Origin of the sequence: Carboxydothermus islandicus, from assembly GCF_001950325.1 — a bacterium.
In the GTDB taxonomy this organism is placed as follows: Bacteria; Bacillota; Z-2901; order Carboxydothermales; family Carboxydothermaceae; genus Carboxydothermus; species Carboxydothermus islandicus.
Genome location: NZ_BDJL01000055.1, coordinates 86,565 through 108,108, shown reverse-complemented (window position 1 = coordinate 108,108; position 21,544 = coordinate 86,565). Strand labels below are relative to the sequence as shown.

The window sequence follows — 21,544 nt, the reverse complement described above, 5'->3', positions numbered from 1 at the left end:
TGCACTTTAGGAGTTTTCTTTTTGGGGGCAAGTTTTATTTTTGGCTCCTTTTCCTATAAAGAGGAGATAATGCCCAAAGTGGTGGAGCACGATATTATCCGTTTTCACGTAATTGCTGCCAGCGATACCCCCGCTGACCAGGAGCTAAAGTTAAGGTTAAGGGATGAAGTATTAACGTATTTATATCCCAAATTAAAACCGGTAAAAAGTCGTGAGGAAGCGTTAAATATTATAAAAGATGAACTGCCCCACATTAATGCTGTAGCCCAGAACTATCTTAAAACTCAGGGAAAAGATATTGGGATAAAAGTGGAGATGGGAAAGTTTTATTTTTCCGAGCGCTCTTATGGAGAATATATTGTTCCTGCTGGTTATTATGATGCTTTAAGAATAAAAATTGGCAAAGCTCAAGGGCAGAACTGGTGGTGCATTCTTTACCCCCGCCTTTGTTTTGCCGATTGGGGACGAATCGAGCCTTCTCACGTAAAAAGTTATTATTTGAAGTCCTTTTTCTTTAAGAAATTCAAAAAAACGATAAAAAAAGGGTAATTTTCAAGACCTCCGGCATATAATTTACCAGGCCGGGGGTGTTTTTATGTTAAGACTTTCGGAATTGAAATATCGTGAAGTAATTAATGTTGCGGACGGACGGCGGCTTGGGCTGATTAAAGATATAGATCTGGACTTGGAGAGGGGTAAAATTAACGGTTTAATCATACCGATAAGCACCCGGAGCTGGAACTTTTGGGCGCGGAATGATGATGTTTTTATTCCCTGGTCGGCAATCAAAAAAATTGGCATAGATGTAATTTTGGTGGACCTTCCCAATTTTGTTGAGATACCGCCCCGGTAAAACCTCAGGCTGGTATGCCCTGGGGTTATTTTTTTGCCTTTTATTTCCTTGACCACACAAGATATAGTAGTATATAATTAGCCTAAACACAAAATATTGGGTGGTGGGAGGAATTGAGGTGTCCTTTTTGCGGTAACGAAAATACCCGGGTGATAGATACCCGGGCTGCGGAAGACGGTTTTGCCATTAAAAGGCGCCGGGAGTGTGAAAACTGCAGCAAAAGATTTACCACCTATGAACGTTTGGATGACCGGCCGTTAATTGTGGTTAAAAAAGATGGCAGCAAGCAACTCTTTGATAAGCACAAAATTTACACGGGTTTACTAAAGGCGTGCGAAAAGCGACCGATTGCCGAGAGTAAACTGTTGGAAATAGCTGAGGAGATTGAGAGGGAACTAAAAAATAGATTAGAGCAGGAGGTTACAAGTTTAGAAATTGGGGAAATGGTCATGAGCCGGTTAAAGAAACTTGATGAAGTAGCGTATGTTCGCTTTGCCTCGGTATACCGGCAGTTTAAAGATGTTAATTCATTTTTGGAAGAGCTGAAAAAATTATTAAACGGGGGAGAGAATTAAGAAATGTTTACGGAGATTATCAAGCGGGACGGTAGGGTAGTTCCTTTTGACCCTATTAAAATAACCGAAGCAATTTTTAAAGCTGCCCGGGCAGTGGGAGGAGAAGATAGGGAAACGGCTTTAAAATTAACTTTACAGGTTCTGGAATATTTAAAGAAAAAATTTAACGGAAATCTTTTTAACGTGGAAGATGTCCAGGATGCGGTGGAAAAAATTTTAATTGAAAACGGCCATGCGAAAACGGCCAAGGCGTATATTCTCTACCGGGCAAAAAGAACGGCGATTCGGGAAGGCAAATCGGAATTAATGGATACCGTAGCGGAAATCTTGGTAGAAACCAGCCGGGAAAACGCCAATATCGGGCACTCGCCGGCGGCCAAAATGTACCAAATAGCCAGTGCCGCTTCCAAACATTACTACCTTTCCCGGCTAATTCCCGAAGAACTGGCGCTGTTACATAAGCGGGGCGATTACCACATCCATGATTTGGATTATTATGCCAAAACCATAAACTGCCTCCAGCATCCCTTAAAGGAAATTTTAGAAAAAGGCTTTAATAACGGACATGGCTATATAAGACCGCCAAAGCGTCCGGGCAGTGCGGCGGCCCTGGCGGCCATTGTGTTGCAGAGCGCTCAGAACGACATGTACGGCGGACAGAGTTTTCCGTTTTTTGACCGGGATATGGCAGCTTTTATGGGACAGGCGCCGGAGGAAGAGATTTTCCAGGCGATGGAGGCGTTCATCTATAATTTAAACAGCATGCACAGCCGGGCAGGAAATCAGGTAGTTTTTAGCAGTATAAATTTAGGCACCGACACCAGCGAGGTGGGTCGCAAAGTTACGAGAAATTTTTTACTGGCCTACGAAAAAGGCCTGGGCCGGGGGGAAAACCCAATTTTCCCTAATGTAATTTTTCGCTTAAAAAAAGGTGTTAACTTTGAGCCCGGGGATCCCAATTACGATCTTTTTCAACTTGCTTTAAGGGTTGCTGCCAAAAGGCTAAATCCAACTTTTAGCTTTATGGACAGTAGCTTTAATCAAAAATACGGCGATCAGGTAAGCTATATGGGCTGTCGCACCCGGGTTATGGCCAACCGGAAGGGCCCGGAAGTTACCGAACGACGGGGGAACATTGCTGCGGTTACCTTAAATCTACCCCGGCTTGCCATTAAAGCCAGGGGTAAACTGGAAGTTTTTTGGCAGGAACTATTCTGGCTTATGGAAAAGGGAAAACAGCAGCTTCTGCACAGGCTTTCCGTTTTAAAAAATTTAAAGGTAAAAGATTTACCTTTTATTATGGGGCAAAAAATTTATTTAGGTTCCGAAAATTTGGGGCCGGAAGATTCAATTTTACCGGCAATTGTGCAGGGGACATTTTCTATAGGCTTTATTGGTCTTGCGGAAACCTTAATTTTACTTACCGGAAAACATCACGGGGAAAGTGAGGAAGCTCAGGAACTGGGACTTAAAATAGTTAAAACGATGCGGGAGAAGGTGGATGAGTTTTGTGAGGAAACGGACCTTAACTTTGCCTTGCTGGCAACCCCGGCGGAAGGCTTGTCGGGACGATTTACGGCTTTAGACCGAAAAGAGTTTGGGGTGATACCCGGAGTTACCGATAAGCAATACTACACTAACTCCTTTCATGTGCCGGTGGCGTATCCTATCGAAATATTTAAAAAGATTGAGATTGAAGGACCTTATCACAAGTACTGTAACGGCGGGCACATTAGCTATGTAGAGTTTTCCGCGCCTCCCTTAAATAACCTTGAAGCTCTGGAAGCAGTTATTAAACACATGGCGAAAAATGACATGGGATATGCGGGAATTAACTACCCCCTGGATTTTTGCGAAAGCTGTGGCTTTTTAGGGGTGATTGCTGATCTTTGTCCAGCCTGCGGTGAGGGGCAGATTAGGCGGGTAAGAAGGATTACCGGTTATTTAAGTACGGTCGATCGTTTTAACGATGCCAAACTGGCCGAACTTTACGACCGTAAGCCCCACGGGGTGTTATGATGGCTAAAATAAGGATAGCAGGCATTATTAGGGAAAGTGTCACGGACGGTCCGGGGTTGCGTTTGGTGGTTTATACGCAGGGTTGTCCTCACCGGTGTGCTGGTTGTCATAATCCGGATACCTGGGAGGTTTCCGGGGGCTATGAATTGGAAAGCGACCTGATTTTTGAACAAATCAAGGAAAATCCTCTCTTAACAGGCTTAACCATCTCCGGAGGTGAGCCGTTTTTACAGGCTAAAAACTTAATTGATTTGGTACAAAAAATTGCGGTTCTTGGCAAAAATACGGTTATTTATACCGGTTATACCTTTGAAGAGTTAATGGAAATTGGACAACAGCAACCGGAAATATTAGAGTTGTTAAAAGCAGCTGATTACCTGGTAGATGGGCCCTTTATAAAGGAACTTAAAACTTTTACTTTACCTTTCAGAGGTTCGTCAAATCAGAGGTTTATTGACTTAAAAAAGAGTTTTTTACAAAAGCAAATCGTAGAAGTGAAATGGGAGTAAATTCTTGAAATTTACTCTTTTTTTCTTTACACTCCCAAAATTCGAGAGTAATATAGAAAAAAAGAAGATTGGGGGAGTAAAATGGAATTAACTTTTTTCGGTGCCGCTGATACAGTTACCGGCTCGTGCTACCTGTTTAACGTTGCCGGGCACAAATTTTTGGTGGATTGCGGGCTTTTTCAGGGCCCAAAAGCTATAAAGGAAAGAAATTACGGCGAATTTCCTTTTAATCCCCGGGAAATCGAGTTTGTCCTTTTAACCCATGCCCATATTGACCATTCGGGGTTAATTCCTAAGCTTGTAAAAAAAGGTTTTAGAGGAACCATTTATGCGACGGAACCGACGGTGGATTTGGCAGCGGTAATGCTTCCGGATAGCGGGCATGTACAGGAAATGGAAGTGGAGAGAAAAAACAGAAAACTAAGGCGGGCTGGCAAGCCCGAATTGCAACCAATTTATACCGCTGATGATGCTTTTAATGCGTTGCAATATTTTCAAAAAGTACCTTTGGAAACTCCCTTTACTCCCTTACCGGGTTTAGAAGTTACTTTTTTTGATGCCGGACACATTTTAGGTTCGGCGATGATAAAAATTGCTTATAATGGGCAGGATGCTAATAGAACTATCTTGTTTACCGGTGATTTAGGTCGAAATGGCAGGCCTTTTATGAAAGAACCGCAAAAAGTTCCTTTGACCGATATTTTAGTTTTAGAAAGCACGTATGGTAACCGGGTTCGTACCGAGGAAGGAGATTTTAAAACTCTTTTAAAATCTTTAATTGAAAAAGTTTATAGGAGAAACGGTAATTTAGTCATTCCGGCTTTTGCTATGGAGCGGACCCAGGATTTAATTTATATTTTAAACGACTTAGTGGAAAATAAGGAAGTTCCCCCAATAGACGTGTACATCGATAGCCCTTTGGCGGTGGAAATTACCAAACTTTTCAAAAAATATCCGATGTATTTTAATGAAGATTACCAGGAAAGACTTAAACGGGGAGATGATCCCCTTACTTTTCCTGGCCTTCATTTTTCTGTAAGCCAGGAGGATTCGGTAAAGCTTAACAATATTAGCCGGGCTATTATCATATCCGCTTCAGGAATGGCCGATGCGGGCAGGATACGCCATCATTTAAAGCATAATTTATGGCGGCAGGAGTCAGCGGTATTGTTGGTTGGCTATCAAGCTCAGGATACCCTGGGACGAAAGTTGTTAGATGGAGCAAAAGAGGTTAAAATTATGGGTGAGGAGATCGCCGTTAAGGCGGAAATTTACCACTATGATGGGTTGTCGGCCCATGCCGATCAGAGGGAGTTACTGGCGTTTATCGGAAGGTTTAGCCCCAAACCTGCGCAAATTTACCTGGTTCACGGGGAAGACGAGGCCCGGATAAATTTAAAAAAGTTAATTGAAGAAAAATATCAGGTTCCGTGTTACCTTCCCCGTTATCAGGAAACAATATCTTTACTTACAAACCTCCCAGGAAAATCGGAAGAAGTATTAATCGATAAAGTAATTACTTTATTGAGAGCTAAACAATTAACGGAGAAGGCCCGAGATTTAGTGGAAAAATTAGTTAAGGAGTTAGAAAGTTGATGAAGTTTTTATTAAATGAAAGGAAAGGCTTAAAGTTTTTTTTCTTTAAAAAATTTCAGGATTTTGGTATTGATGCTTTTTTCACCACGCGCCTTGGGGGGCAAAGTTCTGGGCCTTATCAAAGTTTTAACTTAGCCCTCCACGTGGGGGATAAACAAGAGGCTGTAATAAAGAATCGCCAACTTTTAGCCTCAGTGTGGGATTTAGATTTAAGAGATTTTGTAGCAGCGGAGCAGGTGCATGGAACAAATATTGCCCTTGTAAAACGTTCTGATGGCGGACGGGGTATGGAAGATTTGGATTCGGCGGTGAAAAAGACCGATGGCTTAATTACTGGAGAAAAAAACCTTGGGCTTTTAACGTTTTATGCCGACTGCGTACCTTTATACTTTTTTTCGCCCGAACCTTTTTTGTTGGGAGTGGCCCATGCCGGCTGGCGGGGTACGTTAGCGGAAATTGGAGCAAAAATGGTTTATACTTTTTCTTCTTTAGGAGCAAAACCGCAAAATATTTTTTGCGGTATTGGGCCGGCGATCGGACCGTGCTGTTATGAAGTGGGCGATGAGGTAGCCCAGAGTTTTCTTGACCGGGGCTATCCCAAGGGAGTGATAAAAAAAGGGGGTAAATACTTTCTAAATCTCTGGGAGATAAATTCCGAAATATTAATTAAAGCTGGTATTCAGCGGCAAAACATTGAGATTTTAAATCTTTGTACATCCTGTAATCCTGATTTATTTTTTTCTTACCGCAGAGATGCTGGAGTTACCGGGCGTATGGCTGCCGGGATTATAAAAAGGGAGGAATGATATGAAAATTTTGGTGGTGGATGATGAAGCTCCCATTGTGGAGCTAATAAAGTTCAACCTGGAGCGGGAAGGTTATAAAGTTTTGGAAGCTTATGATGGGATAAGAGCCCTTGAGATTGTAAAAAAAGAGCTACCGGATTTAGTTATCCTTGATATTATGCTTCCCGGGATGAGTGGGTTGGAAGTATGTAAAAATATCAGGAACAATGAAAAAACAGCGGAAATACCAATCATCATGTTAAGCGCTCGCGGGGAAGAAGTGGATAAAATCCTGGGCTTAGAGTTAGGGGCCGATGATTATATGGTGAAGCCCTTTTCTCCCCGGGAACTGGTAGCCAGGGTCAAGGCAAGACTCAGACGTTTGGAAGGAAGAGAGGGGAAAAAAGAGGGTATTATCAAAATTAAAGATATTGTCATAGATCAGGAAAAATTTGCGGTTTACGTTAAGGGCAAAAAAATGGACTTTACTCCCAAGGAGTTTGAGCTTTTAAAACTTTTAGCCAGTAATCCCGGTAAAGTATTTACCAGGGAATATCTTTTGGAAAAAATATGGGGCTACGAATTTTTGGGAGATACCCGGACGGTAGATGTTCATATTCGCCACATACGACAAAAGATAGAAGATAATCCGGCAGAGCCGGTTTATATTGAAACCGTTCGGGGAGTGGGTTACCGGTTCGGTGAGGAAAAGAAATGAGATTGAAGATTGGCCTGTTACTGCTGTTTATTGTTAATTTAATAATCCTTTTTCTGGTTGAAGGAAAATTGCTTTCAATTTTGGATGGGGTTTTACTTGCTGTCCTGGGATATATAATTTTTTGGGCATTTATTAAAGAAGTTAATAACAAGTTTAAATTATTAGAAGAATTTACCTCAAAATGGCGGCAGGGCCGGTATTCCAAGGTAAGCTATTATAATGATAAGGAATTAGGGAAAATTGTTGATAATATAAACCACCTGATTGAGCAGCTGGAAAAGTACAATAGAGCAATTACCGAAGGTGAAAAACGGCTTAATGCAATTTTAGCCGGAATTAAAGCCGGGGTTATGGTATTGGACCGGGAAGGGAGAGTTATTTTAGTAAATAAAGGTTTGGAAAATCTTTTCGGGAAGTTAAACTTTACCGGGGAGCCAAAGCCTCTCTTGGAAGTAATTAGAAACTACGAATTAGAAAAATTTTTAAAGGAAGCTCTGGCCAATTTAAAAGAAATGACCCGGGAAATAGAATTTTTACTGCCAAATTCCAAGACCATTTTAATTCACGTAACACCCTTAAAAGATGAACACGACCAAAAGGTTGGTCTGGTGGCAGTTTTTGATGATATTACCGAAGAACGAAAGTTAGAGAAAATGCGCAGTGAATTTATTGCCAATGTTTCGCACGAATTAAGAACGCCGCTAACCTCCATTAAGGGCTTTTTGGAAACTTTACTGGACGGAGCGTTGGAAGATAAAACCATTGCCAAGCATTTTCTCCAGATAATGAACAGTGAGACCGAAAGGTTGACCCGTTTAATTGATGATTTGTTAAGCCTATCCAAAATTGAAGCCAAAAAGGTGGATTTTGCTCCGAAACCGCTAATGCTTCAGGAATTAGTCCAAAAAATGAAGCTTTTGTTTAAAAGTCGTCTTGAAGAAAAAGAATTAAGTTTTATCATTTCCCTTCCGGAAAATTTACCCTTAGTATTGGCCGATGGCGATATGATCAGCCAGGTTTTAATTAACCTTATCGATAATGCAATAAAATACACCCCTGCCGGAGGAAAGATAGAAGTTTCAGCCGACGTCAAGGGGTCTTGGGTAGAGGTTGTGGTCAAGGATACGGGAATTGGTATTCCCGAAGAAAGTCAAAAACGGATTTTTGAGCGTTTTTACCGGGTTGACAAGGCCCGTTCCCGGGAACTGGGAGGTACCGGACTTGGGCTTGCTATCGTTAAACACATAATTGAACTGCACAACGGAAAAGTTTGGGTCAAGAGCAAGGTGGGAGAGGGAAGCGCTTTTGGTTTTACCGTTCCTATTGCTCAACAAGCACAAAAGGGGGAATAGCAAATGACAGCTCGGCGAAATTTTGATAAAGCGTTAAATGAATTGGAAAACGAAATATTACGGATGGGTAGCATGGTGGAAAGGGCCATTTATGATGCGGTTGAATCCCTGGCCAAACAAGATGTGGATTTGGCTCAAAGGGTAATTAACGGGGACCGGGATATTAACTATTTGGAAACGGAAATTGAAGATCGGTTGGTAACTTTAATTGCCACGCAACAACCAATAGCCCGGGATTTAAGGCGAATAATCACCGGGATAAAAATCATAACAAACTTAGAAAGGATGGGCGACCACGCGGTTGATATAGCTCGAGTAACTAAGAGGATAGCAGGACAGCCGCTTATTAAACCTTTAGTTGATATTCCGCGAATGGCCAAAATATCCCAGCAAATGGTTAAAGATGGGTTGGATGCTTATGTCCGTTCCGATGTGGAGAAAGCAAAATATATGTGTTCGTTAGATGATGAAGTTGATCATCTTTACTCGCAGGTTTTCAGGGAATTGCTGACTTATATGATGGAGGACCCCAAAACCATTGCTCAGGCTACTTCATTGTTATTTGTTGCCCGGTTTTTGGAACGTATTGCCGACTATGCTACCAATATTGGTGAGGCGGTTATTTACCTGGTTACCGGAGAAAGGTTCGATTTAAACCTGTAATGGGGCGAATTAAATGAATAACGCGAAAGTTGTTTTTCTAAAGAAAAAAAACAAAAAAAACAAAAAGGTTTTTCTTTACATTTTAATGGGTAGTTTTGTTGCGTTTATTCTTTTAAATTTTGGAAAAATTCTTTTGGTACAAAACTTCAACCCGGTTGGTTATTTAGAGTGGAAGGTTTTTGAGGATGGTGTCAGGACCGAAGGATTTCTTTTTAAAAATGAAGTTCCCGTTTATGCCGAAGCTAACGGCAAGGTTGAACTTCTTCTTACCTGGAAAAAGGTTAGAAAAGGAGATATAATTGCCAAAATAAAGGATAATGCCAGTCAAAAAATTATTCCGGTTAAAGCAAAGGTAAACGGAATATTTGTTCCCAATACCGATGGTCTGGAGTTTATTGGCCCCGATAATATTGAAACTATAAACCCAGGTAAAATTCTGGAACTCTACCAGCCCAGGAAAGTCGAAGAAGATGCGGTGGAAGGACAGCCTTTAGGAAAAATTATCGATAATTTAAATCCAATTCTCTTGGTAATACCCGAGTTATCGTTAAACTATAACTTATTAGAAGGGCGAGAGTACCGCCTAACTCTTAATGAAAAGTATAATTTGAAAGCTAATTTTCTTCGGAAAAATGGAGAAATGGCGTTGTTTTCCGTTAATTTTTACCCCGATGAACTTTTAAATCAGAGAAGGGTTACGGTATTTATTAAAACCAAAGAGTATAGCGGGTTTTGGGTTCCGGTTTCAGCGGTTAAACAAATTGCCGGAAAAACTTATCTTTATACGCTAAAGAACGAAGAGGTTGTTTTAACTCCCGTAAAAGTAGTGCTTCGCCGGGAAAATAATGTTTTGGTAGAAGGAGAAAAGGTATCTAAGGACGAATTAATAGGGAAGAAGTATTTAATCCGTCCTTTTCTTGTCCAACCCGGGGACAAGTTTCATTAATATTTCAGGGTGGAGGATCAACCATGGAAATATCCCAAAAGCTTCAGGAAGTTAAGCGAGAAATTGCAAAAATTCGACCGGGAAGTAAGGTAAAAATATTAGGAGTTACCAAAACGGTGGATGTGGAAAGGATTAAAGAAGCAAGTAAAGCCGGGGTAGAGGCTTTTGGTGAGAATAAAGTTCAGGAGTTTTTGGAAAAGTATGAGAAGCTTCCCCACCTCGAGTGGCATTTTATCGGTCACCTGCAAACCAACAAAATTAATAAAATTTTAGGGAAAGTTGTACTTATTCATTCACTGGATCGTTACAACTTGGCAGAGGAACTAAATAAACGGGCTTATAGATTGGGGATTAACGTTCCGGTTCTTTTAGAAGTTAACATGGCAAAGGAGGAGACAAAATTTGGTTTAATGCCGGAAGAAGTGGAGGAATTTTACTTTGAAGTTCGGGAAAATTTTAAGAATCTTGAGGTATCCGGGTTAATGACCGTAGCACCGTACGTGGAAAACCCCGAAGAAGTAAGACCGGTTTTCCGGGCTATGCGGGAGCTTTTTTTAAAACTTAAAGCTCAAGACCCGGAGAACGATAAATTCCAGTACCTTTCTATGGGGATGTCCAACGACTATAAAGTGGCGGTGGAGGAAGGTGCCAACATTATTCGTTTGGGTACCTTGCTTTTTGGGGAGAGAAACTATTAAAGGGGAGGGTATTTATGTCGGGAGGTTTTTTGGATAAGGTCTTAAATTTTATGGGATTTAGTGAGGAGGAAGAAGAAGAGTACGTTGAAAAAGAACCGGCGAAAAAAGTAAGAGGGAAAGCTAATTTAGTTGCTTTGCCGGGAATGAGCATGCTCAAGATGATGGTTTTTGAACCAAGAAGTTTTGACGAAGTGCAAAGCATTGCGGACAGTTTAAAATCCGGAAGTCCGGTGGTGGTGAATTTAGAGCGAATTGATGGGGAATTGGGCCGTAGAATTATTGATTTCCTGATGGGCACTACCTATGCTTTAGGTGGGCATTTACATAAAATTAACCCCCAGATTTATCTATTTGCTCCCCAAAATGTTTTAATCGAAGGGGAAATGCGCGAGTTTCGGGATAAAACCTTTTTTAACCCTTTTAAATAACGTGGAGGATTAACTATGAAACCAGCTGTGGGAATAATTGGCGTGGGCCAAATGGGCGGGGCAATTGCCCGGGGCTTATTGAAACAACAACCTTCCCCCGTAAAAAAACTTTATCTCTCCGATAAAAATCAGGAGTGTTTAAAACCTTTTTTAGAGCAGGCTGAGCCGGTTACCAGTGAACTACTGGTTAAAGAAGCTGATGTGGTTATTGTTGCGGTAAAGCCGCACCTGGTAGAAGAGGTGATAAAAGAAATTGCTCCTGAGCTTACCGGTAAGATTTTAGTTTCGGTGGCGGCTGGAGTTTCCTTGAAAAAAATAGCCGGGTGGGGGGTTCCTGCCGAATGCGAAGTGGTAAGGGTAATGCCCAATACCCCGGCTTTAATTGGTCAGGGTTTTATTGCGATTACGCCATCAAAAGTAGATGAGCTGTTAGCCAATATCTTTAACTCTCTGGGGGAAGTGGTCTTTCTCGAAGAAAAATATTTTGACCATATTACTGCCTTATCGGGAAGTGGACCGGCTTATATTTATTTAGTAGCGGAAGCATTAATTGATGGAGCGGTCCGCCTGGGTCTTCCACGGGATGTAGCAAGGAAAGCGGTTGTTCAGACTTTAATTGGGGCAGGAACAATGCTCAAGGAAACTCAGGAACATCCGGGAATTCTCCGGGATGCGGTAGTAACACCCGGTGGGACCACGGCGGCGGGTTTATACCAGTTGGAAAAACAGGGGATTAGAGGTATGTTTGCTGACTGCCTGGAAAAAGCTTACGAACGGGCCAAAAATCTTACTTAAATAGAGGTGGAACATGAATTTTTTGACGGATTTTATTAACATAGCTTTTAATATTTATGGCTGGCTTATTATCATTCGGATTTTACTTACCTGGATTCCGGTTAATCCGTATCATCCAATCGTTAATTTTATTACTTCTTTAACCGATCCCTATTTGAATATCTTTAGACGGCTTATTCCACCGGTAGGGATGATTGATTTTTCCCCAATTGTGGCGTTTTTTGTTCTCGAAGTAGTGAGAATGGTAATTTTACAGTTACTGTTGATGCTGGGGTGATGGTATGGAACTAAGTCAAGCCGAAATTGAAGACCTGCTTTCCCGAGCTGCTAAAGGGCAGATTGTTCGGACTGACTTTCTTGACCCTGCTGCAGCTTCTTTTACCCGGGACTTATTAAGAAATTATCCAGAGGTAAATTATAAAGTAGACGGTGGCTATCCCAGTGCGGAACGGGTCCGTTTTGCTTTTTTTCCTATCTACGTTTTTCCCGAAGATGTGGAACTTAATATTGGATTTATTGAAATAACTGGAAATTTTAAATTTCAAACGGTAACTCACCGGGATTTTTTGGGAGCGATCGTAGGTACGGGGATAAAAAGGGACAAAGTTGGTGATTTAATTCTTATTCCCAATGGTTGTCAGGTGGTGGTAGACCGGGATTTGGTACCATATTTAATTCAGCAGTTAGATAAAGTCCACCGGGTAAGTGTTAAAGTTAAGGAAATTGTTCGGGAGGAGCTTTTATTACCAGAAGCCAAAACCCGGGAAATAGTTGCTTTTGTGAAGTCTCTAAGACTTGATAGTGTTGGGGCCAGCGGCTTTGGAATTTCCCGAAGCCAGATGGTTAAGGAAATCGAAGGGCAAAAAGTAAGGGTTAACTGGAAATTGCAGGTTAAACCTTCGTATGAAGTTGCTCCGGGCGATGTAATCTCTTTAAGAGGACGGGGCAGGGTGGAAGTTGTTGAAATTGCTGGAGTTAGTAAGAGCGGGCGAAATAAGGTAATATTAAGACGATACCTTTAAATTTTGGGAGGGTCATAAATGCAGCTGCCGGTGGAAATCAGAGCAAAGGAATTTAAAAGGGTTTTTCGGGGTTACGAGCCGGAAGCAGTGGATAATATTTTAGAAATGGTAGCCCAGGATTTAGAAAAACTACTTGCCGAGAATCAACGGTTAAAAGAGTTACTTGAGGCTAAAGAACAGCAATTAGCAAATTTTAAGCTTTTAGAAGACAGAATAAATCAAGCTTTAATTGTGGCGGAAAAAACTGCAGGAGAAATAATCGAAAACGCTAAAAAAGAAGCGGAAATTATTCTTAAAACGGCGCAAAATCAAAAAGGAGAAATGATAAGTCAAGCTAAGTTAGAGGTGCAAAAAATTATGGAAGAATACGAAAGATTAAACCAGGAATACGAAAAATTCAAAAGGGAATTTAAAGCGTTGTTATTAAGTTATTTAGACGAGGTGGGTGAAAAAGACCTAAATACTAAAGACCGCCAAATTTCTCAAATAAAGCCCAAAAACGTGGAAATGCCTTAACAAAAAAGCCCTGCAGGAAAACTGCAGGGCTTTTTAACTATCAGATCCGGCAATTACAAGCTGGTCTTAATATACGAAATCATATCATCGGTAACAAGTTTTGCTACATCCGGCAGCATCTTAGGCATCAGCCGGTCCATAACCACCGGCATCAGGTTGGGCATCTGCCGCTTCATGTAATCGGGCATCGGAATCCGTTTTTCCACTTCTCTCAGCATATCCGGAAGGACCTTGGGCATCACCATGGGCATCAACATAGGCATCATCTTGGGCATCATTGGCTTCATTAAGGAAAGTCCACCGGGGATTGCCCGCATGACTTTCATCATTGCCACCATGTAGCCCGGCATTGCTTTAAACATTTGCGGGAAGAGAGCCTTCATAACTTGAGCAAAGCCTTCCGGAGTCATCAAAGCAATCATCTTTTCAAACACGGCCCACAGCTCTAAAGCATAAGGGGTAGGATTTGGTAACTCGATTCCCAAACCTTTGGCAGCAAAGGCAGCCAAGTCGACTACCGGCATATCGATATTGTTTTTATCGGCCGCTACCCTTAACTGAAACTGGCAGCAGGGGCAAAGGGCTATAAGCATATCAGCGTTAACTTTAACGGCTTCGTTTACCCGCTTTCCACCTAATTTATCGGAAGTGGGATGGGATTCGCCAATACGGGTTAACACGCTACCGCAGCAGAGGGCATTTTCCCGGTTGTGTTCCATTTCCACGAATTCGACGCCGGGTACCGCTTTAATAAGCTCCCGGGGTGGTTCGTAAACGCCGCCCGCCCGACCGATATGGCACGAGTCGTGGAAAGTAACCCGGGCATTGACTTCATGGGTGAATTTGAGCTCGCCGGATTTAATTTTTTCTTCTAATACCTGTGAATAATGCTTGGCTTCAATATCGTATTCAAGACCGAGCTTTTTCGCCCATTCGGGGTACAGGTCATGCCACGATAACCAGCAGGCTGGGCAGGAAGTTACAACCGTTTTTACACCCCGTTTTTTAGCTTCGGTAATGTTGTGCTTAACGATTTCCTGGAAGACATCCCAGCGTCCGGAAACTAACATGGGTATACCGCAGCATGCTTCATCTTTGCCAAGGTAGGTAAACTCAATGCCCGCCGCATCTAAAAGCCGGGCTGAAGCAATGGCAATGTCGTTTTCGACGTAACTTGCGGTGCAGCCGGCAAAATAAGCGATTTCAGCTTGGTCTTTAATTTTGCCTTTTAAGTCGTCCGGGACCCACTTATCCCGGTCTTCCCGAAAGCCCGCCCAGATGTTGATATCTTTTTGTAAACTGGCAGCCATCATTTCAAAGGCCGGGAAGGTCATATAACCTTTTTCCATTACAAGGTCGCCCCGCAGGACTCCCCAGGACGGTTCAATGGGTAAATCTAACTGACAAACAAAGTCACACTTCTCGCAAGTGGTACAGAGCAGGAAAGTATCGACCATTTTTTGATCAAACTTGGCTTTTCCTTCAATTACCTTGCGAATAAACGACCATTTACCCCGGGGGCTTGCCGACTCCCAGCCACGGCCGTCATACAGAGTACATACGTTGCGGCAGTAACCGCACTGGGCGCAGGCATAAGCATACCAGGCGACGTTTCCGGGAATTCCGTTTTTCGCTGCGAATTTTTCGCCCAAGTCGGGTTTTGCTTTATTGCCGAACCACCGGGCTACCCCTTCAAAAGTATTGGCCAGGGACATAACCGTATTAATGATGCCTTTTCCTTCAAGTTTCAAGGGGTTAAATAAACCATCGGGGTCCACTTTAGCTTTTAATTCTTTAATTTTTTGTAACCTTTCGCCATAGACCGCTGGTGCTTCATTAGCTAAATAGAGCCCTGCGGCATAGCTTCTACCGCCAAACTTTTTCGCCGTTTTTAAAACGGTAAGAGATAGGCTATAGGCAAAGTTAAAGGAAAACTTTCGTTCATCGTGCGGGATAAAGCCTAAAAGGACAATTTCACTATCGCCTACAACCGTACCTTCAACGACTAAAGGAAGGGAAATCAAGCGTTCAAACTCATTAAATACTTCACTTAAGCGATTTTTGGGAATCACGACTTCTGCTGGCACTAATGAAGGACCAATTCGTTTAACTTTCATGGGATTGTAGCGTTGCTCCCATTCGTGCTTGGTTATTTCCGCCGGTAATATTTCTCCACCATTTTTTGCAGCTAAACTTTCTATTTTACCGGCTATATTGCTGTCTTCAAAGGCAACAATGGTTATAAAGCCTTTGGGGAGAACTGGTCCTTTTTCTTCGTGCCCGTGGTGTATCTTGGGAGGTAACTGGTTTTTTAATTCGGCAGCCGTTGGATTGATAAAACCAACATGCCAGATATCAAGGCCGCTTTTGCCTAAATCAAGAATAAAATTTTGTAAATCTTTAGCTGACTGGAAGTTTGCGGCAATTACGTGGGTATCTTTAAGATGTTTTACCTTTAAAGTAACTTCGGTAATAACCCCGATAGTTCCCATGGTACCAAAAATCAAATCTAAATCTTTTCCGGTAAAGGTGCGGACTTCACCGTTGGCTAAGACAGCTCTGACGCTAACCACATTTTCTTTAAACCAGCCGTACTTGTAGCTACCGATACCGGATCCTTCCTGAGCTACCCAACCGCCAACCGTTGAAGCCGGGGCACTGGTAGGAACCATTCTCGGGGCAAGACCGTAAAAACTTAAATAATATTCTAAATCTTTCCACACTACACCGCCCTGAACCGTTACCGTTTGGGATTTTTCATCATGGGCGATAATTTTGTTAAAGCGGGATAAGTCTATAACCAACCCGCCTAAAACCGGTAACACTCCACCGTAGCCGGAAGATGCGGAAGCCCTCGGCGTAAGGGGAACTTTCTTATTTCTGGCCCACTTAAAAAGCCAGATTAATTCTTCTTCGTTTTCCGGCTGAACAATACCGGCAGGGGTGGTGTCACCTACCAGTGGTTTAATTAGGCTTGGTAAGGCACCTACATCATGGTCATATAAAATTCGCTCATTGTAATTAAAGTTGACCCGCGCACCAAACTTACGCTGAAGTTCGGCCTGCTCGGCTTGTGAAAAACTTCTTTTTTCCGCCACCATTACTCCTTCCTCCCTTTCGTAGGCTATTTTAAGTATACTGCAAGAAAATTTCGCTGTCAATATGGTTTAGAAGGGGGCGAAAAGTGAAAAATTTTAGAAAGAAAAGGTGAGAAGTGTCTAATATTATAAGACTTTATATATCTCTTGTGAAAGTTGCCACCAAGTATTTATATTTTTTAACTCAAGTATTTTTAAAAAATTCAAAAAAACTTTAGCGCAAATTATCGCATCCCCCAGAGCAGTGTGTCTTCCCCGGAGGCTTATAGCAAATTTTTGGGCAAAATTTTCTAAAGAATAGTTTGGTTCCCGGGGAAAGAGATATAGTCCTAAATCCACGGTATCCAGGATACGGGGGGTTAATTTTTTTCCGGTTAAGGAAGTTAGATGCTTATTTAAAAAAGCCAGGTCAAAATTTACCGAATGCCCTACGATAACCGAGTTATCGGCAAAATCCAGGAAAGTTGTCAGGGTATTAATAAGAGGAGGGGCGTTTTGCACAGTTTTTGGGCTAATCCCGGTTAATCTTTGGACTATTTCGGGTATTTCCCGCTGGGGGTTGACATAAGCATGAAAAGTTGGACGGGTAATGTTACCGTTAATAATTTTTACCGCACCAATAGCGATAATTTCGTCCCCCTGAAAAGGTTTTAGGCCGGTGGTTTCCAGGTCAATTACCGTATAGGTTAAATTTATAAGCGGAATGTCGTAAGGGTAAAAAGCATTTATCTTTTCAATTTTAGTGCGAAGCGGATTTTTATTTGGTTCTAAAAATTTTCTTATGGATCTTATCATTGAGATTCCTCCTTAAAAGACAGTTACCCGGAAGGCGTTGGCGGTTAGTTGCTGAAGTTTCTGAGCGTAAATTAAAGCTTCTTTTAAAAGCATTTGGTCTTTGCGGGGCAAATGGTAAGGATTAATAAGATTTGTCGGGGTTAGGTTTACTTTAATTTTGCTTAAATTTTCTTTGATTCTAAATAAAGAAAGGGTTTCAAAAGCAAATTGAAAGTTTTCAATTTCTTCCCGGGAAAAAATCTGTTTTGTTTCTAAAAACTTTAAACGTGTTAAAGTGGCGCTGGACGAATAGTATTTTTCCCTTAAGGCAAAAAGGCGGATGGCATCGACAAAATGGATTGTCCCCTGTCTTTTTAAATCAAGCATATCTTTGCGGGGACCGGATCTGGGGGTAATAAACGAATGCCAGACGTTAAGCGGCACTTTATTTAAATACTCATCCCGGGCTAAATGGAAAAACACTATTGGGGTTTGGGAAAGCTGTTCTAAAACCTGCTCTTTTAATTTTTCGGCTAATTTAAAATTACCGTAAACCGGGCGAAAATCGAGAAAGATGGAAAAAAGCCGAATATTTTCACCGGTTAAGTTTAAAAACCATTCCAAAAGTTTTTGTTCCCAACTTATTATTTGCCCGTTCCATAAAGGATTGCTGGCCATTACTCCGCCTTTACAGGGACTAAAACCCACTTCTATTAACAGGTTATTGATTTTTTGGCCAAGTTTTAAAAAGTAATCCTGAACTATTTTGGGCTCCTCCTGGGGGTTATCCCAGAGAAGACCGTTATCCAGGTCGGTGCGTAAATATTGTTCTTCCCGACCGGCACTGCCCATGTTAATAAAGCAAAAATCGGCTGGAGGAGGACCTGACTCTTTCTCCATTTCAGCGAGAGCCAGCTCTACCGCTTTTCGGTACGCTCGATCGAAAAATTCGGTCATGATTTTATAAATTTCGGCAATTCCGGCTTTTTCGGAAACGAGAGCGGTTAATACCCCTTCGGCATCTTTCAATCCCTGTTTAATTTCTTTTGAGCTACTGGCGGTCTCCAAAGAATTAACGATGGTAATGGTGCCGGTTTCCCGGCTTTTTAAAAGGTCTTTTAAGGTAATAATGCCTAACAGGGTTTCATTTTCGGTTACCAAAAGGTGGCGTACTTGTTTTTTAATCATTTCTAAAAGAATCTGGGAGTAGTAAGCATCCGGGCTTATCGTTGCCGGATTTTTATTCATAATGTCCAGGGCTATTAAAGAGTCGGTAGGAGTTTTACTTTCGGCTAAAACTTTTCTTACCAGGTCGTGTTCGGTAATAATTCCCAAAGGGCGATTGTAATTATCAACGATAACTACCGAGCTTACCTGGTGCTGGGCCATGAGGTTAGCTATAGTTTTAATCGACTCACCGGGGGTTGCTTTTACCACGTCAGGATTCATGAGCTGGGAAGCTTTTTTAATAATGTTTAGCGGCGAATACGATTCTGTTTGACTTTCCCGGGATATTTCTAAATATAATTCCCGCAGACGGTCGGTAAGAATTTTGTTAAAGGCGGCAGTAAAAGGGAGATTTTTGTTTAAAATCTCCATAAAAATATTTTTCGGGATAAACCCAATTAAGGCTTCCGTTGCGGCTCGAATACCTGCCGGGTAAGGTTCACCGCTAAAAAGCACCGCCTCGCCGAAAAATTCTCCCGGACGGCGGAGACTTATGACGATATCCTGACCGCGTTCGCTGGTAACCACAATTTCTAAAATGCCGTTAAAGACGAGAAATAGACCGTTTCGTGCCGGTTCTTTTTCCCTGAAAATATATTCCCCCGGCTGGTAGTTACGGGAAGTAAGGTTATTACTTAATTCTTCTAAATGATTTTCCGGCAGCAAAGAAAAAGGATAAATATGGGATAGAGTTTGGGGCAAAGAAATTCCCTCCTTTAAGGGGATTTTTTATAAATATAATAGCTTTTTGAATTTACTGTCACTAAAATTCCTCCGAACTGCCAAAAAGGCTGTTTTAACTGCATTTTTCTTTTTTCTTATTTTTTAGTTTCAACTAAAGAGGGGAAATTAGGCAGTTGGCTCTAAAAATAAAACCGTTTAAGGAGAGATAATTGTCAGAAAATTTTAATAAATAATACTTTAATATTAAAAACAGGGGCGTAAGCCCGGAAAGGAGGAGGTTTTATGGAACATTTAAGAGAACAGCAGCTTTTAAAGGAAAAACTATCCCACATCGACGAGAACCCAAAGTACCAGAAACTCATTGCCGAAAAGAAAAGTTTTATTGTAAAGGGGGTCATCTTTTTCGTTATTTACTACTTTTTGTTGCCGATTTCTGTTGGCTTTTTCCCGGAAATCATGAAGAAACAGGTAATCGGCAGCATTAATCTGGCGTATTTATTTGCCTTATCCCAGTTCTTCATGGCATGGATTTTGGCTTATCTGTATGTGCAAAAAGCCAACAAAGTGTTTGACCCCCTGGCGGAGGAAATTATTAAAGAAGTTAAAGGAGGGGCGTAGGGATGAAGATTAATTTGGCGTTTACCCTTTTTTCCATTATTGTTCTTATTACCCTCATCATAACTTACTGGGCGGCTAAAAGGACCAAGACTACGTCGGAATTTTATGCGGCGGGAAGGTCAATTACCGGAGTGCAAAATGGTATTGCGGTAGCTGGCGACTATATGAGTGCTGCATCGTTTTTGGGGATTGCCGGACTGATTTGTCTTTATGGTTATGATGGCTTTATGTATTCCGTAGGCTGGCTGGTGGCGTATCTTACGGTTTTGCTGGTGGTAGCGGAACCTTTACGGAATTCAGGTAAATATACGATGGCGGATGTTTTAGCCTACCGGATGAATAATAAAACTGTCCGGTCGGTGGCAGCGCTAAGTACTTTAACGGTGAGCCTCTTTTATATGATTGCCCAGATGGTAGGTTCGGGCAACTTGATTAAACTTCTTTTAGGCTGGAAGTACGAAACGGCTGTTGTGGTAATCGGTATACTCATGGTTTTATATGTGGTGTTTGGCGGAATGTTAGCTACTACCTGGGTGCAAATTATCAAAGCTATCCTGTTAATGACCGGAACCATAGTGCTTTCAATTGCCGTGCTGGCCCACTTTGATTTTAGTTTGGTTAAATTTATGGGAGCCGTTTCACAAAAATTCGGCCAAAGTTTTTTGGAGCCGGGGAATTTGTATAAAAATCCGTGGGATCAAATTTCCCTTGGTATTGCGCTAATCTTTGGTACTGCCGGTCTTCCCCATATTCTGGTTAGATTTTACACCGTGCCCAATGCTAAAGAAGCAAGAAAGTCTGTGGTCATCGCAATGTTAATTATTGGAACGTTTTATATATTGACTACCTTCCTGGGTTTTGGCGCTGCCTACTTTGTTGGGCAGGATGTGGTAAAAAGCTTTGATAAAGGCGGTAATATGGCGGCTCCCCTCTTAGCCCAGTATATCGGTGGTGGCCCCGGTACTCTTGGAGGAGAATTTTTCTTAGCCTTTATCGCAGCAGTTGCTTTTGCAACTATCTTAGCGGTAGTTGCCGGCCTTACCATCTCCGCTTCCTCGGCTTTTGCCCATGACTTTTACACCAACGTCTTACGGGGAGGAAAAGCCAGTGAAGCCGAGCAGGTGAAGGTAGCAAGGCTAACGGCACTAACGGTAGGGATACTATCCATCTTAATTGGAATATTGGCCAAAGGCATGAACGTCGCTCACTTAGTGGCTTTAGCTTTTGCGGTAGCTTCCAGCGCTAATTTACCGGTAATTGTTTTATCGATGTTCTGGAAGCGGTTTAATACTGCCGGAGTGGTGACCGGTATTTTAACAGGTTTGATAGCCTCGGTGGGCCTGGTTATGATTGGTCCTGATGTCATGGGTAAAGAAGCGGCAATCTTCCCCTTAAAAAATCCCGGAATTGTCAGTGTTCCGCTGGGCTTTTTAGGAGCAATTTTGGGGAGCTATCTTAAAGTGGAAAAAGCGGCGGAAGAAAAATTTGCCGAACTTTCTGTTCGAGCCAATACCGGTCTAGGGGCCGAAATGTAAGGGTTAAAACTTTGGCGCGGTATCCTGCGTGAGGGCCGGGTACTGCTGCCAGGATAACGGTCCCGCCTTTAGGTATAAAACTAAAGGCGGGGTTTTTTCTTGAAATGCTAAAATTAATGTTCGAATTGCTATT

22 protein-coding genes are annotated in these 21,544 nt (G+C 42.0%); 19 read left to right on the top strand and 3 right to left on the bottom strand.

What is annotated here, in order from left to right; all coding sequences use genetic code 11:
• Window positions 1-21 precede the first annotated feature (21 nt).
• From spoIIR to ciss_RS08615, 17 genes are all read left to right on the top strand, one after another.
• The gene (gene spoIIR / locus ciss_RS08695; protein ID WP_075865972.1) at window positions 22-549 is read left to right on the top strand and encodes a stage II sporulation protein R; all 528 of its coding nucleotides are present in this window, start codon (window positions 22-24) and stop codon (window positions 547-549) included.
• A gap of 46 nt (window positions 550-595) precedes the next feature.
• On the top strand, window positions 596-853 hold the full coding sequence (locus ciss_RS08690) for a YlmC/YmxH family sporulation protein (protein WP_075865971.1): 258 nt from the start codon (window positions 596-598) through the stop codon (window positions 851-853).
• A 113-nt stretch (window positions 854-966) separates the two neighbouring features.
• Window positions 967-1,428 carry a transcriptional regulator NrdR gene (nrdR, locus tag ciss_RS08685; protein WP_075865970.1) on the top strand — a complete coding sequence of 154 codons (462 nt, stop codon included), beginning with the start codon at window positions 967-969 and terminating at the stop codon, window positions 1,426-1,428.
• A gap of 3 nt (window positions 1,429-1,431) precedes the next feature.
• Window positions 1,432-3,447 (top strand): anaerobic ribonucleoside-triphosphate reductase, encoded by a 2,016-nt coding sequence (gene nrdD / locus ciss_RS08680; protein WP_075865969.1) that lies wholly within the window; start codon window positions 1,432-1,434, stop codon window positions 3,445-3,447.
• Window positions 3,447-3,956: an anaerobic ribonucleoside-triphosphate reductase activating protein gene (gene nrdG, locus ciss_RS08675; protein WP_075865966.1), complete on the top strand. Its 510-nt coding sequence runs from the start codon at window positions 3,447-3,449 to the stop codon at window positions 3,954-3,956. The genes nrdD and nrdG overlap by 1 nt, the downstream gene beginning before the upstream one ends.
• An 81-nt stretch (window positions 3,957-4,037) precedes the next feature.
• Window positions 4,038-5,552 carry an MBL fold metallo-hydrolase RNA specificity domain-containing protein gene (locus tag ciss_RS08670; protein WP_075865963.1) on the top strand — a complete coding sequence of 505 codons (1,515 nt, stop codon included), beginning with the start codon at window positions 4,038-4,040 and terminating at the stop codon, window positions 5,550-5,552.
• A complete protein-coding gene (gene pgeF / locus ciss_RS08665) occupies window positions 5,552-6,358 on the top strand; it encodes a peptidoglycan editing factor PgeF (protein WP_075865960.1) in 807 nt (268 codons plus the stop codon). The genes ciss_RS08670 and pgeF overlap by 1 nt, the downstream gene beginning before the upstream one ends.
• Before the next feature lies 1 nt (window position 6,359).
• A complete protein-coding gene (locus ciss_RS08660) occupies window positions 6,360-7,055 on the top strand; it encodes a response regulator transcription factor (RefSeq protein ID WP_075865957.1) in 696 nt (231 codons plus the stop codon).
• Window positions 7,052-8,407: a two-component system histidine kinase PnpS gene (gene pnpS, locus ciss_RS08655; protein ID WP_075865954.1), complete on the top strand. Its 1,356-nt coding sequence runs from the start codon at window positions 7,052-7,054 to the stop codon at window positions 8,405-8,407. The genes ciss_RS08660 and pnpS overlap by 4 nt, the downstream gene beginning before the upstream one ends.
• Before the next feature lie 3 nt (window positions 8,408-8,410).
• Complete coding sequence (gene phoU / locus ciss_RS08650; RefSeq protein WP_075865950.1) at window positions 8,411-9,070, top strand: phosphate signaling complex protein PhoU; 660 nt, start codon at window positions 8,411-8,413, stop codon at window positions 9,068-9,070.
• A gap of 13 nt (window positions 9,071-9,083) precedes the next feature.
• Window positions 9,084-10,016, top strand: a complete 933-nt coding sequence (locus ciss_RS08645; RefSeq protein WP_075865947.1) for a biotin/lipoyl attachment domain-containing protein — start codon at window positions 9,084-9,086, stop codon at window positions 10,014-10,016.
• Window positions 10,017-10,039: 23 nt separating this feature from the next.
• The gene (locus ciss_RS08640; protein ID WP_075865945.1) at window positions 10,040-10,714 is read left to right on the top strand and encodes a YggS family pyridoxal phosphate-dependent enzyme; all 675 of its coding nucleotides are present in this window, start codon (window positions 10,040-10,042) and stop codon (window positions 10,712-10,714) included.
• Window positions 10,715-10,728: 14 nt separating this feature from the next.
• The gene (locus ciss_RS08635) at window positions 10,729-11,142 is read left to right on the top strand and encodes a cell division protein SepF (protein ID WP_075865942.1); all 414 of its coding nucleotides are present in this window, start codon (window positions 10,729-10,731) and stop codon (window positions 11,140-11,142) included.
• Window positions 11,143-11,157: 15 nt separating this feature from the next.
• On the top strand, window positions 11,158-11,937 hold the full coding sequence (proC, locus tag ciss_RS08630; RefSeq protein WP_075865939.1) for a pyrroline-5-carboxylate reductase: 780 nt from the start codon (window positions 11,158-11,160) through the stop codon (window positions 11,935-11,937).
• A gap of 13 nt (window positions 11,938-11,950) precedes the next feature.
• Entirely contained in the window at window positions 11,951-12,214 is a 264-nt protein-coding gene (locus ciss_RS08625; protein WP_075865936.1) for a YggT family protein, read from the top strand.
• Between the two features lie 4 nt (window positions 12,215-12,218).
• Window positions 12,219-12,959, top strand: a complete 741-nt coding sequence (locus ciss_RS08620; RefSeq protein WP_075865933.1) for a YlmH family RNA-binding protein — start codon at window positions 12,219-12,221, stop codon at window positions 12,957-12,959.
• An 18-nt stretch (window positions 12,960-12,977) separates the two neighbouring features.
• Window positions 12,978-13,475: a DivIVA domain-containing protein gene (locus ciss_RS08615; RefSeq protein WP_075865930.1), complete on the top strand. Its 498-nt coding sequence runs from the start codon at window positions 12,978-12,980 to the stop codon at window positions 13,473-13,475.
• A gap of 53 nt (window positions 13,476-13,528) precedes the next feature.
• On the opposite strand, the gene ciss_RS08610 is transcribed toward ciss_RS08615, so the two are convergent.
• The 3 genes from ciss_RS08610 to ciss_RS08600 form a co-directional block, all read right to left on the bottom strand.
• Window positions 13,529-16,576, bottom strand: a complete 3,048-nt coding sequence (locus ciss_RS08610; protein WP_075865927.1) for an FAD-binding and (Fe-S)-binding domain-containing protein — start codon at window positions 16,574-16,576, stop codon at window positions 13,529-13,531.
• A 123-nt stretch (window positions 16,577-16,699) separates the two neighbouring features.
• Window positions 16,700-17,368 carry a 3'-5' exonuclease gene (locus ciss_RS08605; RefSeq protein WP_075865924.1) on the bottom strand — a complete coding sequence of 223 codons (669 nt, stop codon included), beginning with the start codon at window positions 17,366-17,368 and terminating at the stop codon, window positions 16,700-16,702.
• 12 nt (window positions 17,369-17,380) lie between these two features.
• Window positions 17,381-19,276 (bottom strand): DUF294 nucleotidyltransferase-like domain-containing protein, encoded by a 1,896-nt coding sequence (locus tag ciss_RS08600; protein ID WP_075865921.1) that lies wholly within the window; start codon window positions 19,274-19,276, stop codon window positions 17,381-17,383.
• A 264-nt stretch (window positions 19,277-19,540) separates the two neighbouring features.
• Here ciss_RS08600 and ciss_RS08595 point away from each other — a divergent pair, with 264 nt between their 5' ends.
• Together ciss_RS08595 and ciss_RS08590 are read left to right on the top strand one after the other, a co-directional pair.
• The gene (locus ciss_RS08595; protein WP_075865918.1) at window positions 19,541-19,876 is read left to right on the top strand and encodes a DUF485 domain-containing protein; all 336 of its coding nucleotides are present in this window, start codon (window positions 19,541-19,543) and stop codon (window positions 19,874-19,876) included.
• Window positions 19,877-19,878: 2 nt separating this feature from the next.
• The gene (locus ciss_RS08590; protein ID WP_075865916.1) at window positions 19,879-21,411 is read left to right on the top strand and encodes a solute symporter family protein; all 1,533 of its coding nucleotides are present in this window, start codon (window positions 19,879-19,881) and stop codon (window positions 21,409-21,411) included.
• The last annotated feature ends 133 nt before the right edge of the window (window positions 21,412-21,544 follow it).

What these genes read in the sequence shown, in the direction of transcription:
- ciss_RS08660 (WP_075865957.1), top strand. Translation starts at nt 6,360, where the DNA reads ATGAAAATTTTGGTGGTGGATGATGAAGCTCCCATTGTGGAGCTAATA.
- ciss_RS08670 (WP_075865963.1), top strand. Translation starts at nt 4,038, where the DNA reads ATGGAATTAACTTTTTTCGGTGCCGCTGATACAGTTACCGGCTCGTGC.
- phoU (WP_075865950.1), top strand. Translation starts at nt 8,411, where the DNA reads ATGACAGCTCGGCGAAATTTTGATAAAGCGTTAAATGAATTGGAAAAC.
- proC (WP_075865939.1), top strand. Translation starts at nt 11,158, where the DNA reads ATGAAACCAGCTGTGGGAATAATTGGCGTGGGCCAAATGGGCGGGGCA.
- pgeF (WP_075865960.1), top strand. Translation starts at nt 5,552, where the DNA reads ATGAAGTTTTTATTAAATGAAAGGAAAGGCTTAAAGTTTTTTTTCTTT.
- ciss_RS08620 (WP_075865933.1), top strand. Translation starts at nt 12,219, where the DNA reads ATGGAACTAAGTCAAGCCGAAATTGAAGACCTGCTTTCCCGAGCTGCT.
- ciss_RS08640 (WP_075865945.1), top strand. Translation starts at nt 10,040, where the DNA reads ATGGAAATATCCCAAAAGCTTCAGGAAGTTAAGCGAGAAATTGCAAAA.
- ciss_RS08590 (WP_075865916.1), top strand. Translation starts at nt 19,879, where the DNA reads ATGAAGATTAATTTGGCGTTTACCCTTTTTTCCATTATTGTTCTTATT.
- ciss_RS08690 (WP_075865971.1), top strand. Translation starts at nt 596, where the DNA reads ATGTTAAGACTTTCGGAATTGAAATATCGTGAAGTAATTAATGTTGCG.
- ciss_RS08635 (WP_075865942.1), top strand. Translation starts at nt 10,729, where the DNA reads ATGTCGGGAGGTTTTTTGGATAAGGTCTTAAATTTTATGGGATTTAGT.
- ciss_RS08605 (WP_075865924.1), bottom strand. Translation starts at nt 17,368, where the DNA reads ATGATAAGATCCATAAGAAAATTTTTAGAACCAAATAAAAATCCGCTT.
- ciss_RS08615 (WP_075865930.1), top strand. Translation starts at nt 12,978, where the DNA reads ATGCAGCTGCCGGTGGAAATCAGAGCAAAGGAATTTAAAAGGGTTTTT.
- ciss_RS08625 (WP_075865936.1), top strand. Translation starts at nt 11,951, where the DNA reads ATGAATTTTTTGACGGATTTTATTAACATAGCTTTTAATATTTATGGC.
- nrdD (WP_075865969.1), top strand. Translation starts at nt 1,432, where the DNA reads ATGTTTACGGAGATTATCAAGCGGGACGGTAGGGTAGTTCCTTTTGAC.
- ciss_RS08595 (WP_075865918.1), top strand. Translation starts at nt 19,541, where the DNA reads ATGGAACATTTAAGAGAACAGCAGCTTTTAAAGGAAAAACTATCCCAC.
- pnpS (WP_075865954.1), top strand. Translation starts at nt 7,052, where the DNA reads ATGAGATTGAAGATTGGCCTGTTACTGCTGTTTATTGTTAATTTAATA.
- ciss_RS08645 (WP_075865947.1), top strand. Translation starts at nt 9,084, where the DNA reads ATGAATAACGCGAAAGTTGTTTTTCTAAAGAAAAAAAACAAAAAAAAC.
- ciss_RS08610 (WP_075865927.1), bottom strand. Translation starts at nt 16,576, where the DNA reads ATGGTGGCGGAAAAAAGAAGTTTTTCACAAGCCGAGCAGGCCGAACTT.
- nrdG (WP_075865966.1), top strand. Translation starts at nt 3,447, where the DNA reads ATGGCTAAAATAAGGATAGCAGGCATTATTAGGGAAAGTGTCACGGAC.